This is a genomic window from Polymorphobacter megasporae (assembly GCF_018982885.2).
Taxonomy (GTDB): Bacteria; Pseudomonadota; Alphaproteobacteria; order Sphingomonadales; family Sphingomonadaceae; genus Polymorphobacter_B; species Polymorphobacter_B megasporae.
This window is the reverse complement of the sequence record NZ_CP081849.1, coordinates 273,439-289,176: the sequence shown is the minus strand read 5'-3', so window position 1 is coordinate 289,176 and position 15,738 is coordinate 273,439. Positions and strand designations below refer to the sequence as shown.

At 60.6% G+C, this 15,738-nt stretch carries 17 protein-coding genes and 2 pseudogenes; 6 read left to right on the top strand and 13 right to left on the bottom strand.

Annotated features, from left to right (window positions below):
* Positions 1-92: 92 nt before the first annotated feature.
* Positions 93-938: a BON domain-containing protein gene (locus KTC28_RS19715; RefSeq protein ID WP_369426598.1), complete on the bottom strand. Its 846-nt coding sequence runs from the start codon at positions 936-938 to the stop codon at positions 93-95.
* A gap of 127 nt (positions 939-1,065) precedes the next feature.
* Between KTC28_RS19715 and KTC28_RS19710 the strand changes: the two genes are divergently transcribed.
* A complete protein-coding gene (locus KTC28_RS19710; RefSeq protein ID WP_216711542.1) occupies positions 1,066-1,299 on the top strand; it encodes a hypothetical protein in 234 nt (77 codons plus the stop codon).
* 155 nt (positions 1,300-1,454) lie between these two features.
* On the opposite strand, the pseudogene KTC28_RS19705 reads toward KTC28_RS19710, so the two are convergent.
* Together KTC28_RS19705 and KTC28_RS19700 are read right to left on the bottom strand one after the other, a co-directional pair.
* Positions 1,455-2,601: pseudogene (locus KTC28_RS19705) on the bottom strand (IS3 family transposase).
* 352 nt (positions 2,602-2,953) lie between these two features.
* Positions 2,954-3,769: an SDR family NAD(P)-dependent oxidoreductase gene (locus KTC28_RS19700; protein WP_216711541.1), complete on the bottom strand. Its 816-nt coding sequence runs from the start codon at positions 3,767-3,769 to the stop codon at positions 2,954-2,956.
* A gap of 343 nt (positions 3,770-4,112) precedes the next feature.
* Here KTC28_RS19700 and KTC28_RS19695 point away from each other — a divergent pair, with 343 nt between their 5' ends.
* The 4 genes from KTC28_RS19695 to KTC28_RS19680 all read left to right on the top strand — a co-directional run bounded on the left by KTC28_RS19695 (position 4,113) and on the right by KTC28_RS19680 (position 8,175).
* Positions 4,113-4,829: a PEPxxWA-CTERM sorting domain-containing protein gene (locus KTC28_RS19695; RefSeq protein WP_216711540.1), complete on the top strand. Its 717-nt coding sequence runs from the start codon at positions 4,113-4,115 to the stop codon at positions 4,827-4,829.
* A gap of 98 nt (positions 4,830-4,927) precedes the next feature.
* On the top strand, positions 4,928-6,283 hold the full coding sequence (locus KTC28_RS19690; RefSeq protein WP_216711539.1) for a hypothetical protein: 1,356 nt from the start codon (positions 4,928-4,930) through the stop codon (positions 6,281-6,283).
* Positions 6,284-6,603: 320 nt separating this feature from the next.
* A complete protein-coding gene (locus tag KTC28_RS19685) occupies positions 6,604-7,341 on the top strand; it encodes an ATP-grasp fold amidoligase family protein (RefSeq protein WP_255602596.1) in 738 nt (245 codons plus the stop codon).
* Between the two features lie 222 nt (positions 7,342-7,563).
* A complete protein-coding gene (locus KTC28_RS19680; RefSeq protein WP_255602595.1) occupies positions 7,564-8,175 on the top strand; it encodes a GNAT family N-acetyltransferase in 612 nt (203 codons plus the stop codon).
* 292 nt (positions 8,176-8,467) lie between these two features.
* Here the strand turns inward: KTC28_RS19680 and KTC28_RS19675 are convergent, their stop codons facing one another.
* From KTC28_RS19675 to KTC28_RS19645, 7 genes and pseudogenes are all read right to left on the bottom strand, one after another.
* Positions 8,468-9,181, bottom strand: coding sequence for a DUF4396 domain-containing protein (locus KTC28_RS19675; RefSeq protein WP_216711704.1), 714 nt, complete (start codon positions 9,179-9,181; stop codon positions 8,468-8,470).
* A 134-nt stretch (positions 9,182-9,315) separates the two neighbouring features.
* A pseudogene (locus KTC28_RS19670) lies at positions 9,316-9,705 on the bottom strand (c-type cytochrome); the annotation flags it as partial.
* Positions 9,706-10,045: 340 nt separating this feature from the next.
* On the bottom strand, positions 10,046-11,008 hold the full coding sequence (locus KTC28_RS19665; protein ID WP_216710456.1) for a tyrosine-type recombinase/integrase: 963 nt from the start codon (positions 11,006-11,008) through the stop codon (positions 10,046-10,048).
* The gene (locus KTC28_RS19660; protein WP_216710457.1) at positions 11,005-11,424 is read right to left on the bottom strand and encodes a hypothetical protein; all 420 of its coding nucleotides are present in this window, start codon (positions 11,422-11,424) and stop codon (positions 11,005-11,007) included. Before KTC28_RS19660 ends, KTC28_RS19665 begins: the two co-directional genes overlap by 4 nt.
* Positions 11,421-11,828, bottom strand: a complete 408-nt coding sequence (locus KTC28_RS19655) for a hypothetical protein (protein ID WP_216710458.1) — start codon at positions 11,826-11,828, stop codon at positions 11,421-11,423. The genes KTC28_RS19660 and KTC28_RS19655 overlap by 4 nt, the downstream gene beginning before the upstream one ends.
* The gene (locus tag KTC28_RS19650; RefSeq protein WP_216710459.1) at positions 11,822-12,025 is read right to left on the bottom strand and encodes a hypothetical protein; all 204 of its coding nucleotides are present in this window, start codon (positions 12,023-12,025) and stop codon (positions 11,822-11,824) included. Before KTC28_RS19650 ends, KTC28_RS19655 begins: the two co-directional genes overlap by 7 nt.
* A gap of 93 nt (positions 12,026-12,118) precedes the next feature.
* Positions 12,119-12,754 (bottom strand): LuxR family transcriptional regulator, encoded by a 636-nt coding sequence (locus KTC28_RS19645; RefSeq protein WP_223132361.1) that lies wholly within the window; start codon positions 12,752-12,754, stop codon positions 12,119-12,121.
* A 207-nt stretch (positions 12,755-12,961) separates the two neighbouring features.
* Between KTC28_RS19645 and KTC28_RS19640 the strand changes: the two genes are divergently transcribed.
* Entirely contained in the window at positions 12,962-13,663 is a 702-nt protein-coding gene (locus KTC28_RS19640) for a PEPxxWA-CTERM sorting domain-containing protein (protein ID WP_216710461.1), read from the top strand.
* 145 nt (positions 13,664-13,808) lie between these two features.
* Here the strand turns inward: KTC28_RS19640 and KTC28_RS19635 are convergent, their stop codons facing one another.
* From KTC28_RS19635 to KTC28_RS19625, 3 genes are all read right to left on the bottom strand, one after another.
* Positions 13,809-14,261: a GNAT family N-acetyltransferase gene (locus tag KTC28_RS19635; RefSeq protein ID WP_255602592.1), complete on the bottom strand. Its 453-nt coding sequence runs from the start codon at positions 14,259-14,261 to the stop codon at positions 13,809-13,811.
* A gap of 80 nt (positions 14,262-14,341) precedes the next feature.
* A complete protein-coding gene (locus KTC28_RS19630; RefSeq protein WP_216710463.1) occupies positions 14,342-15,073 on the bottom strand; it encodes a class I SAM-dependent methyltransferase in 732 nt (243 codons plus the stop codon).
* A gap of 170 nt (positions 15,074-15,243) precedes the next feature.
* The gene (locus KTC28_RS19625) at positions 15,244-15,711 is read right to left on the bottom strand and encodes a Fur family transcriptional regulator (protein ID WP_216710464.1); all 468 of its coding nucleotides are present in this window, start codon (positions 15,709-15,711) and stop codon (positions 15,244-15,246) included.
* Positions 15,712-15,738 lie beyond the last annotated feature (27 nt).

The following is a 15,738-nucleotide window of genomic DNA, read 5'->3' as shown; positions in this document are numbered from 1 at the left end:
ACAACAGCACGATAACCGCGAGAAGGACGCGACCCATCACCGTTCCTTGGTGTTGCCACCCCTCGCCAAAGTTTGAGCGCGGGCAAGCTTGATCAGACGACGACGATATCATTCTCGACCGAGGTGGCCCCTGGTGCGGCCCATGCTGTCGATCCGGCAAGCATCCGGTCGTGCGGCGTGCGCGCAGTCCCAGTCAATCGGACTTTACCACCTTCGGCGGTGACATGAATGGTTTCCGGATCGAAGAACCACGACCGGCCCAAGGCATGATCGATATCATCACTCACGTGCTCGGTCTCGACCCGCGGCTTCAATGTCAGCTGATTGGAGACGCCGACGACCCCGAAGAGATAGCGAACGTGATCTTTGGCCGATTCGTTCTGAAACTGCCAATCGACCTGACCGGTCAGCACGACCCGACCTTTCTCGACTGTCGCCTTGACGCGGTCATGCGGTACCTGCGTGTCCCAGGCGAAGCGGTTGACGATCGCAGATGCGATATCCCGATCGTCGCGCTTGACCGAAAATGGAAGATGGACTTCGAGTTCCTCGGCGACGGCCTTGACACCCTTGACCCGCCGCGTCGCGATTTCGGCAGCATATTTTTCGGCGTAGCTGGGGACGTTGCCGGTAAGCGTAACGACGCCCGACTTGGCGGTCACACCGATATTGCCGGCATCAAGCCGCGGCTCCCAGCCAAGCTCAATCTGGACAGTGTCGCGCAATAGCGTGTCGCTCATCATCGCACGTCTCCTGCATCGCTCGCCTGGTACGGGGAGCTGCACTGCGAGAGAGCGCCTTCCGGAGAAGAGGTGGTACCCTCGGAATCTACCCACAGGCAACTTCAGTCGCCGGTGCGGAAGTGAGCGTGAGCAAATTGCAGCGTCATACTCCAGTCGTTTTGCTCTGTCTGCGTAACCTCCGATGGCTGACGCCATACCTTTCTACGGCGGTGCAGGTGCCGCAGGGGCCCAACGTCGCGGCTCCATCAGGGGGTTAGTGGTGTACCCGAGCCATACCGATCAGACAGGATGAGCGTTACGGTTAATCATCGAGGGGCACTCAATGGCTCGATATAGTTTTCAGGTACGTACAGGCGATGCCACGCATTTGAACGGCGGGGAAGCAGAGTTCGGCGACATCACCGATGCGATCGCGATCGGGCGCTTCACATTAGCAAGGCATAAACTCCGCCATGCCGACCACGCCTTGAAGCTTTCGGGGAGTGTTTTGGAAATCGTCGACGAGGACGGTGATGTCGTCGCTAGCTTACCGATCGGAGCTCTAACGCGGCACTAAAGCGACCGAAAGTCGCTTTCGTTTACGACTATGATAGCCCTCGCGGCAGCGAGATCACACTCGGTAATTTACGCAACCCGCGGAAATCGCTAGTGGGGCCGAAAGCGCTCGGGCGGCTTTCAAACTGAGCTGCCACCGGTCCCGTAGACAGGAGGTTAAGCTACAACCGCCTGTTTCTCGAAGTCCATGGGGCTGAGATACCCCAGGGTCGAGTGCCGGCGGGTCGGATTGTAGAAGCGCTCGATTTCGTCGAACACCTCGGCCTTGGCGTGATCCCGCGTGCGGTAGATTTTGCGTGCGACGCGCTAGGTCTTCAGTGAGGAGAAGAAGCTCTCCATCGCGACATTGTCCCAGACATTGCCCGATCGGCTCATCGAGCAGGTGACGCCGTTGTCGGCCATCAGACGCTGGAACTGCTCGCTGGTGTATTGGCTGCCCTGGTCGGAGTGATGCAGCAGGGCATCGGGCTAGCCCCGGCGCCAGATCGCCTTGATTAGCGCGTCGGTGACGAGCTGCGCCGTCATCGTGTCGCTCATCGACCAGCCGACGACGCGCTGCGAGAACAGGTCGATGACGGCGGCGACGTACAGCCAGCCCTCGGCGGTCCAGATATAGGTGAAGTCGGCGACCCACTTCTGGTTGGGCGCGTCGGCGCTGAACTGGCGATCGAGCACATTGCCGGCGATCACCCACCGTTCGCCGTCGTCCCGTGGCAGCCCGCGCCGACGCGGGCGGGCCTTCAGCGCCTGTTGGCGCATCAGCCGTTCGACGCGGTGCAGGCCGCATGACAGGCCTTCGGCCAGAAGATCGTGCCACACCCGCCGGGCACCGTATGTCCGGTAGCTGCCGATGAAGCTCGCCCGCACCTTCGCGTCGAGCATCTCGTCATCCGCGCCCGCGCGCTCGGCGCGCGCGACAGCCAGGCATGAAAGCCACTGCGCGCGACACCGAGCGCCCCGCAAAGCCACGACATCGGCCAGATCCCCCGGTGCTTCGCGATGAAGGCGAACCTCATATCGAGTCCCTCGCGAAGTAGGCGGCCGCTTTTTTTAGGATATCGCGCTCCGCTTTCAGCTTCGCGTTCTCGCGGCGCAGCCGCTCAAGCTCCTGGCTCTCTGGCTTCAGCTGTCCATGCCCGGGAAACGCTGACCCGGGATTGGCCGCCAGCGCGACAACCCACTTGCGCAGCACGTTCACATTCAGGTCGAGATCGCAGGCGGCCTGCACCGCCGTCACACCCCGTTCCCGCACCAGCTTCGCCGCCTCGAGCTTAAACTCCCGGCTGAACTTCCGTCGTTGCATCGTACCCTCCAGCTTCATCAAACACCTTATCTCGGTGTCCACGAAACCGGGGGCAGCTCAAACGAGATGAGCTACAAAGAGCTCGTCGCGTCAGCTAGCTTCACGTTAAGATGATCAACGGTAAGCGTCCCGATGGAGAGCTTTTCGATACGAGCTTCCAAAATCCGTAGGCGCCGGACAGTCATGACACCTACGGCAAGGGCTCCTACCGCGGCGGCCCCGAAGGCAACCGCCCCGATAGCCAGTGCGCCCAAGGCCGTGCCGCCATTCCTCTTCTCGACGATTGCGGTCCCTGCGATTGTCATCTTTCCTCCGCTGCGTTTGCTTCCCTACCGGCTCGCCCTTGGCGCATTTACCGACCCGCAATCCCAAACTGCCGGTTCATACCGGCTTTGAAGAGGAAGCCAGGCAAATAGTGATAGACCATGTTGAGCAACCGCGCGTCATTGCCCACCAGCTGCCGGAACTTTGGGTGAGCGGCAACGAGCGCCTTTTGGACCACTTCAGCAACACGAGCCGGATCGATCCCACGACTGACACTCTCGTCAAACCCAGCACCCGCGCGGCCGCGAATTTCGCTGTATGCGTCGATGCTGTCGGCCACCGTCCTTTTCTTGGCTCGGAGACCTGTCCGGATGAATCCCGGCTCGATCAGGATCGTACGAATGCCGAAAGGTCTGATCTCGTAGTCGAGCGCCTCGCAGTAGCCCTTCAACGCGTGTTTAGAGGCGCAGTAGAACGCGTTGAACGGGGTTGGCACGAATCCGGCGATCGATCCGATCGTAACGATGCGGCCCGAAAGCTGGGCACGCATAATTGGTAGCACTGCCCGGGTGAGCCGATGCACGCCGAAAAAGTTCGTCTCGAAAAGCTTGAGCGCTTCCTCGGTTGTGGTTTCCTCGACAGCGCCGAGCAGATCGACACCCGCGTTGTTGACGATTGCGTCGACGCGCCCGGTGCGGCCCACGACCTCCGCGACGGCGGCATCTACGCTATCATCGCTGGTGACATCCAGCGCCAGAGCATCCGGCCCATGCTGCGCTAAAACAGGTCGGCGCATCGTCGCGAATACCCGCCATCCCGACCTCGCAAGCTGCGACGCGATCGCTGCGCCGATACCACCAGCCGCTCCAGTGACGATGACCGTTCGTTGCGCTGGCGTCGTCATGAGAAGCTGCTCCACGGCAGATAATGTGGCAGCAGAACGAGCGGCGTCGGATAATGGTCTCTCCAGACGGTGCAGCCCCACGTCCAGTGGGCCAGCCAATGCAGCGAAGGGGGCCGATGGCGGTCTGACCGCTTACAGGAACTTACTGCAGGATAGCTGATATTCGGATCATCGCGAGTTGCGGCGGCGGTGCTCGATCCAGCCGGTGGTGCCAACAACAGGCATAATCCCGGCGCTATATCACATTTTGTCGTCTCGTGTCGCCTCGCGTCGTGACGTGTCGTCTTCTCGGTCAGGCTGCGTTCAAACATAGCTAACGCTCTTTTAACAGAGAGGGCTATGTATGTCGTTACGGTTGCAGAATTTCTTGATAGCAGGTTTCATGCTGAGTGGCAGCGCGCTTGCATCCGCCGCTTCCATGGTCGTCGTCAACGCTAACAATGACCTCTACAACGCAAACGGGGTCGTCTTCGACGGTACGGCGCCGCAGTCAATCAATGTCGCGGGGCTCAGCTCTATCACCTTCAGCGTTTCGAAGGGTTCGACCGTAACGGTAAACGGAGGGACGCTGAACGACGCCGACGGCATCGGGTCGCTGTCAGGCGAATATAATACCGGCGGTGCCAGTATATCTGGGATCTCGTCGCCCACCGCGGGCTTCATTGCCGGCGTGTTTGAGGGTTCCAGCATCGGCATGACCACGCCGGCGGCGCTCAACTTCACAGTCGGCGGAACGAGTTTTGGGTCGCTGTCACCCTTGTTGCAGCAATCATTCTTTATTGGTGATGGACGGACTGGCGACGCTGCCGGTGCCACTCAGACCTTCTATGTACCGACGGGAGCTAAGACGCTCTATCTGGGCCTGACCGACGCCTGCGGCTATTCGGGTAGTCCGAGTTGCTTCGGCGATAACTCCGGTGTGTTCACCGTCACCGCAAATGGAACTGGTCCGGTCGTGGGCGGCGTGCCAGAGCCCACGACCTGGGCGCTACTGCTCACCGGCTTCGGCTGCGTCGGCTATGCCTCGCGGCGACGGGTCAAGGCGCAGGTGGCCGCCTAACTTAGCACCGCAGGCGATACTGGCAGCGCGGCGCGTGCCGCCGCGCTGCTTTCGTTTGCGGCCCAATCCGCTAGGATTGCGCCGAGGGACCGACTGGCATGACAGCTGAACGGGTGCGGATCGAGGGATGGAAAGCGATTGCGGCCGCGCTTTTCCGCGATGAACGGACAGTCATGCGGTGGGAAGTGTCGCGCGGACTTCCCATCCACCGTGCGCCCGGCAGCCTACGATCGGCAGTATTTGTTTTTCGCGACGAACTGGATGCATGGAACTGTGGCTTAGGCATCTCGGAGAGTGAAACGGCGCCGACGGATGACGCTCTTGTCGTGCCTTCGTCGTACGCATCCGCACAGCAGCCACCAAGATCGCGAATAATGGTGCCGATGGCCGTCGGCAGAATATTGTCATCTCTTCCCCGACGTCCGCGACTCGCCATTGGCATCGCCACCGCCATTTTGGCCATTGGCAGTTTGACTGTGATTCCGTCGTTGCAAAGCGTTTGGGCGTCGCCCGGCCCCACAATCGGCAGCAACGACAGTGAGGCGAACGATCTTTATATGCGCGGTCGCCACTTGTGGGCGCAGCGAACGCCAGCTTCGTTGCAGGCGTCGATTGGCTTGTTCGGTCAGTCGATTGCTCGCGACCCCCGTAATGCGGCAGCTTACACCGGACTGGCAGACGCCTATTTACTCATCCGCGAGTTTGGCACAGTGCCCGATGGTGAAGCTTTCACACGGGCGGACAGCGCTACCAACGCGGCGCTGAGCCTGTCGCCGACGCTGCCTTCAGCTCTGCGTGCGCGTGCCTTCATCGATTTCTGGTGGAAGCATCAGGACGATAACGCGCTGGCGGAGTTTAGCCGTGCGGTCGCGGTCGCGCCAAACGATGCCCAAACACACCACTGGTACGCCACCGCCTTGGGCGTCGTCGGGCAACACGAGGCCGCGCTCCGCGAAATCGACATTGCCCGCAATCTGGACCCCGAACAGGTGGCGATCTTGGCCGACCGCGGTCTCTTGCTGTTTCAGGCCGGCCACGCGGCAGCTGCCGTCAAGGCGCTGCAGGAAGTCGTCGCCACCGATCCAAACCATATGTCTGCCCACGGCTATCTTGCCGATGCACTGCTATCTGAAGGGGATAGCGAGGGCTTCCTCCGCGAAGGGCATCGCGCCGCCGAACTTCGCGGCGACCGTGTTGTCCAGCAGCTCTTTGCCAATGCTACCTCGAACTATGCGAAGGTTGGCCGCGACGCCATGCTCGACAATCTCAGTGCGGCGGCAGAGGCAAAAGCGTCCAGTGGTGAGGTTTCACCGTTCGTCGCTGCCAAGCTGCAAGCAATGGCGGGCCATTGGGCTCGGGCGCGAGTGTTGCTGGCTAGTGCACGATCGCAGCACGAGCCCATGGCTCTGGCTGCCGATGTCGATCCGTGGGTTAAGTTGGTCAGCAGACGCTGACGGGCGACGCGAATTCCGCATGATGGTTTGTGCGCACAAAGTCATCCCAAAGTGGCAACTCGCTTTCTGGCATCAGATGTTGGCTAGTTCGGGGCCGATCGCTGCCTGTCTGCTCTAAGGCCCCGAAGGGGATAGCTGCTGTTCGACGCGTTGCGAACCGGCGGTGGCCTAGGACCCGATCCCGTCCTCTGATTTGTGAGAGATCGGAGGCTGGCGTTCTTCCTATGCAACACTACTGTTGGCGAATGACAGCGGAGTCACTTTTTGCGCCTGCACGCGTTCATTTAACGTATATTTGGCGGCATAATCGTGCATTGCGGTTGCGCGAGCCACAGCTGTTCACGGAATGGGTGCAGCACCGCAAGCTCTTCGATCGCGACGTCAGATTGCCGGTGCTGCTCGACAAGGTGGCGGTCAAGACGTTGGTCGCTGCCATGCTGGGGGCCGATTGGATCATCCCGACGCTATGGCACGGCCACGACCTGCCACATCTAACGCCTTGGCCAACGCCATTGGTCGTCAAGCCACGGGGTGGCTGCAACCAGGTAGCTTTCGTTCGCAAGATTGATGACTGGCCAAAGGCGAGGCGAATGGTGCGGCGCTGGTCCGGCGCGCGCTACGGCCGGTGGCTAGACGAGTGGGCCTACGGGAAGGTGCCGCGAGGGCTGATTGTGGAGCCGTACATTGGTTCCGATCAGATCCTGCCGATTGACTACAAGTGCTTTGTGTTCGGTGGGCGTGTCGAGTTCGTTCAGGTCCACCTCGACCGCGCGAGCGCGCACCGATGGATTGTAATGGACCGCCGATGGCGACGCGTTTCTCCGGCTACATCTGATCCGGACCCGATTGCGCCCGCGACGCTCGACCGCATCATAATAGCAGCCGAGACGCTAGCGGCTGACTATGATTTTCTCCGAGCTGATTTTTATGAAGTCGATGGCGTTCCCTTATTCGGCGAACTTACAGTCTACCCTGGTTCAGGGCTGCTTCCGGTCATCCCGCCATCGCTCGATCGCCGGATGGGCGAGTTCTGGCGAGCTGCACGGGAAGCGCGGTGACACAGCGCCTATCGAGCCGTGGCCTTGCCGAATTCCGCCTTCTAGGCCTGATCCCGGCGGCAAGTGTGCACTGCTGATAACGAATCGGCGCACCTAATCAACTGTTGCAGCTAGAGTGTCCCGCCAGCATGGGGCCGAATCCAGACAGTCCGCTTCCGGGCGGTGAAAGCGGGATAGCTGCCAGTCCCCAGACCGAGGACCCGGCGGCGGCTCACGCCCCCAATGTCGGACGCCTGGGGCAGCGATCATAAACCTGAAGGCAGACTTTCGCCCGAGGCATTGTATATCTCGCATATGGCGTCCCAATCACCCTGTCATTTGCCGATCGAACTCACAGGAGCCGACGCCGCTGACGTTGCGAGCCTATATAGCCGGTGCGCCGACTACTTCCTTTTGCAGGACGGAGCGGTGCCCACGATGGCAGATGCTCACGAGCTTTTCACTGACGTGCCGCCGGAAAGAGATGCTCGCGATCAAACCGTGTTAGGCTGGAAGGGGGAAGACGGCATTTATGCAATAGCGGCGATCCTCCGCAATTATCCGCACGATGGCGCATGGTATCTTGGTTTTATGATCGTCGATGCTGTCCAGCGTGGTCGAGGTGTGGGCCGGTCGATCTATTCGAAAATCGAAGACTGGGCCGCTGCAAGGGGTGCCACTGAAATCCGGTTGGCAGTCCTCGAAGCGAACGAAGCAGGCGAACGCTTCTGGCGATCTCTGGGCTTCTCCGAGGTTCGGCGTGTCGGACCCGACACTTTCAAAATGCGGACCCACCGCCGCATCGAACTAAACCGTAGTCTCAACGGCGGCTTTGCCGCTGGTAACCCTCAATAGCTGCATGTCCGTTCCCCACCCCGTCCCCGCCCTGAAGGAAGCGACGACACATTATGTGAAGAGGGGGCCGGTAACTGCCTGGCAGCTTTCGGACGTGGTACGCAGGATAGCTGCCGTTCGGATAGTTGCGGTTCCGATAGCGGCTAGCGACCCCGTGTCGGTCATCACCGAGCCCGAATGCCAATAGCAGTCGCCGACCATGTCGAGCGGGGTTCTCACCTTCGCAGAGCCGCATCGACGGGTAGCGTGGCGCAGATTTTAAAACCAACCGGTTTTGACATCAGCACTCTGGCTACATTTCTTCCTTCAATCCCGCGCGGATCAACAGCCAGTTAACGGGATAGCTAGTGCAGAACCCCGACAACATCGAGAGCTGCATCGCGAACCAGAACTCGGGGGTATTCACCGCTGCGATGCCGCCAAAAGCGTTCGAATACCATCCGAACTGGATAGCGGCCATCAGCCCGTACATGCCGATCTGCCACGCGCTGATTGACGCGATATCGACCTTCACCGCAGCTACGATACCCTCACCCAAGCCAAGGCCTCTCATTGGTGCGATCGTAAAATACTGGAAGACGATGCCGATCCCGAAAGCGAGAATGAAGTCGGGTATCCAGACCGCAAACGTCTTCTCGGCAAAGATGCTGTGCCAACCAAACCATATCGCGATCGATGGGATTGCGAACGCTGCCCACTCCGCGATGATGTCCCCAAGCGTGCAGCCCGCGCCGCAATGGCTCGACCCTTTGGCCACCATCACCGGGAAAGGCGGTTTCGCCTCGTCATCTTGGTTTTTGGTCTTCGCGCGTCCCCAGATATAGTAGCCTGCTGTCCACAGGAGGCTACCAAACAGCGCGGTTAGCGGCCATACCAGATTCATGATCCACATTTTCTGTGGACGCCCCGTCTCATCGAGCGCGATCGTGATCGCACACACTGCGCCTACCGCTAGCGAGAGGATCGCGAGCGTGTGAAGCCAAGCTGGAAACGTCGCGAACATCATTGCATGGACTGGCTTATCGGAACGGCGCCGGGTGTAGCTTTCCGTCTGCGAATACGTTCCCGGGGGTCGCGATCATTGCGGCGAACCGGCCGTGGCCCATTCCGCCGCCCCTGTTTATCCATTTCCCGGTCTCCCTATTTGTGCGCCATATCTCTCATCATCGCATCGTGATCTTCGGGTGCGCTGGCGACGGTCGCCTTGTATTGTGCAGGCGTCATACCCGGGAGTTTTCGGACGAACGCGACCATATCCCAGATCAGCGGGTCGGGATGGGTGCTACCCCATGCCGGCATCGCGCTCAGCTTGACGCCGTGCTTGATGATCCAGAATTGCTGGGCGGGGGTGAGGTCTTGCACCGTCGCCAGCTCGGGGGCTTGCGGGTAAAGTCCTTGGCTCATTTCGGACTTCTCAACGCCTGGGCCTAAATGGCATCCCGAACACATTTCGGCGTAGAGGCCGGCACCGGTCGATATCCGCTGCGCGGAAGCAAGATCGGCCGGAGGTGCGATCCCGCGTGCATGAGCCAAGCAGCGCCGACACCCGTCACAACGGTTGCGAGCGTATAGAGCGGCACGAACCACATGCTTATGTGCGCTGCGGCTGCAACCGGGTGCCACGCCGGCGTGCCGAGGCCGGGCACCAACGCGGCAGCAAGGACGACAGCGTAGACCGGCACGACGATGTGGAGAAGAACGCCGACAACAAAGCGCCACGGCAGCACCGAACGATCTGCCGACCTTTCTGTGATATCCGGAAAGCGAGAAATCAACCAATGCGCTCCATTGACACGCGCCCTAATTGATCCGCCCTGCAAAGATCAAGGCAGATGGCCAAGATCGGGTGACGGCTGCTTCTGTCCGCCCGTCAGATCAGCACGCGTTCGACCTCATCAAGGCTCATCTCGTCGGTCCGCCGGTCGTAGAGCTGGGTGGTCCGGGTAGAGGCATGGTTGGCCATCGCCGCCGCCTTTTCCAGCGTGCCGCCGTTTTTGAGGTAGGCGGTGATCCCGGTCGCGCGGAACGAGTGGTTGCCGATCGCCGTCGCGATACCGGCAGCTGCCGCCCGCCGGCGAACCATGGCAAACGCATTGGCCTGCGGTAGCGGCGTCGCGCTCAGCTGCCGCGTTCCCCGCCCCAGTGTCCGAAACAGCGGCCCCTTGCGATCGTCGCGTAGACTGCAGCCATCGATATAGGATTCTAAATACGCCTCAAGGTTATGATGGCACGGCAAGTCGTGGCGCTTGCCACTCTTCTCGTGCAGCCGCACCCATAACCGCCGGTTCTGGATGTAGACGTCCTCGACTCGCATCGCCAACGCGGCCCCTACCCTCGCAAAGCTGTAGGTCATTAGCCCGATCAGCGCCCGGTCACGCAGGCCGGAGGGAGTAGACACGTCGATCGCATCGAGTAGCTGGCGGGCCTCGGCCGGGGCCAGCACCGGAGTCTTGCCGCGGCGGACGCTGTGGCTCGGCCCCCGCACCGACGCAGCCGGATTGGCCGGCACGATCTGACCGATCACCAGCCAGTCGAACAGGTAACGTACCGCTGCCAAACGCAGTTTGACCGTCGGCGCGCTGCGCACGCGGCCAAGCTCCTCGACGTAGCCGGCGACGTGAAGCGGTTTCACCGCGGCGATCGAGGCAACTCCCCTGCCCTCACACCAGCCCAAAAATTCATTAGTCGCCTGGACGTAGGCGCGGCGCGTGTTGGGATTGCGGATCGTCACTGCAAAGAATTCGAGGAAGCGGACCCGCGTGCGCTCACCGCCTGTCATGATCAGCGCCGGCAGCACGAGACTTGGCGACGGCAGGGAGGCAAGCTGGCTCACTCTTCGTTCTCCAAAGCTTGCATTTCGATCCCGATGCCGGGTCCCGCCGGCGCTACCCAGACCTGCGGCCAGGCATTGAAATCTACCGCAACCCGAATGCGCTCGTCGGACACGGCAAAGAATACAAAGCGCGCAGGATCGGGCCACCCATGCCAGATCCGCTCGCGGACCACCCACTCCTCACCGTTGACCACCGCGACGGCGTACGGGTCACCAAACCGGCCGATCACTGAATGCGCGTCCCAGCGTTTTTTCTCGCAGGCTGTTGCTGGCATCCAGGTGACCGGAGTTGACCGGCAGCGCTGAAAACGCACCAAAAACCGGATGTCGTCGATCAGACTTTGCCCAAACGCATCGTTTGGCACAGCACGCTCTTGCCGTCGTCGCAGCCAGTGGCTGAACACGGCATGGCTCATCGGTTGACTAGGGTCCAATTCAGGCCGTCAAAATGCAGACGCTTTTTTGCCCGGAAATGGCCGATGCCTCCGTGCTCGTAGTCAATTGTCAGATCACAGCCTTGCCCCTGTGCGGACACGAACCGTGACCACGGAGGATGTGGCCCGGCTGGCAGAGCATCGGACACCTGAAACGGCTCGCCCTTGTCCGCCATCTCGCCGATCACTTGTATCGCTTCCGCCGGCGAATCACTCTTGGCCGCGATCGTCGTCGGACTATCGACTAGGAAAGGACACGCGGCTGCTGCTGGAGACGGCCGAGAACGGTCACCAGCGGCAGCGAGCCGTAAGCCGCCTGAGTCGGCCAATGCTGGCGCGATCGCGGCCATCCCCGCCAGCCCCAAGATCGTCAGCCGCATCAGCATAACGGGATGCTCCGCAAAATCTTGCCGGCGACCATGATCTTAGCGGTGCCCGCCCCGACGATGATGTTGATCCGACCCGCAGCGGTATCGATGGTGTCGCCGGGGAAGATGATCTCCAGCACCCGCGCGCCGACGACTGGCGCCTCGTTGTCGTCGATGACGGTGGGGACTGGGGCGATGCGAACACGGTAGGTCATCGGCCCACATTAGCGCGCCTACAATGTCTGATAAAGGACATTATCATATATATAACTCACAATTCGCGCAGCTGGCCTGAGCTAGACAACGTGTTACTTAAGCGCCGCATCCACCAAGCCCTGTACGGGGAATGCATGCGCGCCGACGGCGAGTTCGACCCGGTTTCTTGTGCCGGTTTTGCGCCGTGCGTTGTCTAGATGAAATTTGACCGTTGTGGGTGAGATGCCGATCACCCGGCCAATTTCAGGGTCGGTAAAGCCCTGGCGGAGCAGCGCGACGCACTCGTGCTCGCGTGGGGTGAAGGTACCGACCAACGGCTTGGGAACACCGAGCAGCTCCTCGCCACGATGAAGGGCCGCAATCGAGATCGACTGGAGATAAGCGCGTTCGTCGGCATTAAACTCAGCGCGGCGGCCCCCGGCGACGGCGACCAGCCCAAGCGCGCCGGTTCGCCCGCGCACCGGCGTTGCGAACCCCTCGAAAAAGCCATGCACCCCGGCTGCCGCGTAGACCTGGAAGCCTGGGTCGCTCGGTTCCAACCGAGCCATTATCTCGCTCCACGCAACCGCCTCCCCCGAGATAATCGCCCATCGTGGCAAGGGATCGAACTTCGCGAAGCCCCGCGCCTGATACAGGGCAAGCCATGCCGCCGGCCAGTTGGTGAAATGGAACTGGTTCGGCCCAAGGACACGAGGACCAGACACCATGCCGCTCGCTGAAGCGGTCATGCCGCAGACCTCAACGGCGATCTGAAAACGCGCGGCCAAGTCAGCCAGTGAAGTGGCCGCTGCCAGCTCGGCGGGCATCCGTCCTGTGTGTTGCTGAAACATGGCACCCCTCAAGACGGAGAGGTATCATCCTGCGTGATTTCGACCAAAAACTGAAGGGCATATTAACGAACCTACAGCAACGGTCGCGGACAAAAGGGGAAAACAATGAAACTGAATTGGTTGTTGTGCGGCGCTGCGGCGCTGACTGCGTTTGCGCTGCCAGCGACGGCAGCGCAGATTATCCTTTCCCCAGGCTCGGTTATTGGCAACACCGGCAGCTACGGTAACTTGCAGATTGCCGCCAATATTTTCGATCAGCAGACAGGATCGGTCTACGATACGACACCTGGTGTTTACCACTATTGGATTAATGCCGAAAATGGGCCGCAGAATGCCTACATTACTGTCGATTTGGGGGCGAAATATACGATCGCCAGCTTCGACCTGTTCAACACGCACAACGCTTTCTATGGGGATCGCGGCACAGGTAATTTCTCGATCGTCGCAGGTAATTCCGTCGGGCTGGATGGGGGCAATGGATTTACATTAACGGGACCTACGACGACCGTCGCGTCGGGGACGCTAACAGCCGCGCCGGTCACCGACCCGATTGCCGCTCAATCGTTCACATCGTTGAGCAGCAGCACATTTCGCTACCTCCAGTTTCTTCCGACGAGCGTCGCTTCGGTGAATACGCCGTGCTGTAGTGCCAACGAGTACGGCCTAGCTGAACTGCGGGTATTCGCTGGCGTGCCAACTGTCGGAGGGGTTCCCGAGCCCGCCAGTTGGGCAATGATGCTCGCCGGCTTCGGCGTCGTCGGCGGCGTCATGCGCCGCCGCGCCGGCACGGTCAGCGTCGCCGCTTAAAACCACATCTTCTTCGCTCTATTCGTCACGCAGCCTATACCGCGTGACGAATAGAGCTATCGTCGGTGCCGAGCCGCCGCACCATGCCTCGGCTGCCAGAGTTCAAACGTTGGTTTGGATCGTTAACAAAAGCATGGTGGCTCGCTTAAATGAGCCGCATCTCAATCGAGGGTTTAAAATTGCCTTCCGTCAGGCATGGCCGATCGGCGGTTCCCACCGGCTTGAAGCCCAGCTTATCGAGTACGCGGCCTGACGCCGGATTGTCGACGAAATAGCCCGAGGTAAGTTGCTGCCGACCAAATAAGTCAGTGCCAAAGGCCACGACCTGCGCCCCGGCTTCGGTGGCAATGCCCTTCCCCCACTCGGTCTGAGCAACATAATAGCCAAGCTCAGCAGTGGGAGGGCTGCCCTCTTTTGGCGTGAGACCGATGATGCCAACAACTCGTTCTGAGGAGCGCCAGACGATCGACCAGACCAGTTCCGACGGCACCACGACATCAATGAAAAACTGCGCATTGCTGATCGTGTAGGGGTGCGGCATCCGCGCTAGACGCCTCGCGACCTCCCAATCGCCTGCAATGTCGACGATCGCCTGCATGTCCTGTTCTTCAGGGCGACGTAGTAACAGGCGATCGGTGTGAAGGACGGGACGATCAGTCAAAGAGTCCTGAAACCCAGTCATGGCGCCCTCCCTTCCCGTGTCTCGATAGCTGCCGCATGGAGTCGGATATCCCGCAGCCGCCAGACCCCAAGGCTCTTATCGCGATACCCGCCGCTGGCTTCATCGCACCCTTCATCGAGAAGGAAATGCGGCATCGGCCAGGTAAACGGCGGACGCATGAAATTAAGCGCTCGCCAGTCGCCATCCTCGATATCGACGTTTGTGGACCAGTCCGAAAAGGTGGTGGTAATCAGCCAAGTGGCCCCCGAGCGCCGGAAAGTCTCCACCGCACGCCAGATGTTCTCGAATGACAGATGCACCAGACAATCGCGGCAGAGCACGGCGTCGGCGCACGGCAGATTGTCGGCGGTGATGTCGGCGACCATGAAGCGGATCTTGGCAGGATCAGGCCAAGTGCGAACGCGCGCGGCTCCGATCAGCGCGGGCACAATGTCGACGCCGATATAGTCGACGTCGATGCCGGCCGTAATGATCCAGCTAGCGTCCCCGCACGGCGCATCGAGCAGCGATGCCACCCCGAGGCTTTTCAGGAGCGCGGGCAAATCGGCCTGCAATTTGGCAGTCGCTGTGGCTTCGGAGCCGAGGCCCGACACGCTGGTTAAGGCACCCCACAGATTGGTTTCGTGAATGCGTTGGAACCGCGATGCAAGGTCGAGGCAGACGAAAGCGCTTCGATCGGCATCGAACCGTTGATGGGCAAGCACTGCTGGACGGTTCTGGTCGCGCATGCTCGTGCCCCGATCGCACCCTACTTGATAGCCGAACCGTAAGCGGCGGGGTAGCATGGTATGCATGGTATGCAATGGGGCCGGTAACGGACTGGCAGCTTTCAGACACCAAATGCAGGTAAGCTGCCGTTCGTCGATCTTATTTTATTGATCTGTTGGGGCAGCTCAGATCACGCGCAGTCAGCGCACAAACCCCTAACCTCGAGCACCGGCCGCAAAGGCATAAACCCAGTCGCACTTGCCGCCGCACGCATGTCGCCGGCAATGCGGTCATCATCGATATGACTAGTTTTACCACACCGATCGCAGACGAGGAAAATGCAATCGTGGCGACAGTCGGGATGGGCGGTGGCAATATAAGCGTTACTGCTTTCGACCCGCGCCGCGATGTTGCTGGCGACAAAGAGGTCCAGGATGCGGTAAACCGTGTTGGCCGTTACCCGCCGAGCCGTAGCTTTCGATACGGCATCGGTGATCTCGTAGGCGCTGGCGGGCTTTTCAAAGTTGATAAGGACATCGAAAACCGTGGCTCGCAAATCGGTCCATTGGTCCCCGGCTCGCTCAAACGCGCTTCGCGCAGCCGTCACCAAGGCAGGCCCGGCCGGCAGCCGATGCTTGTGTGCGGTGGCTGTTCCCATTCGCCGAATATGAACAGTCCCCGGGCG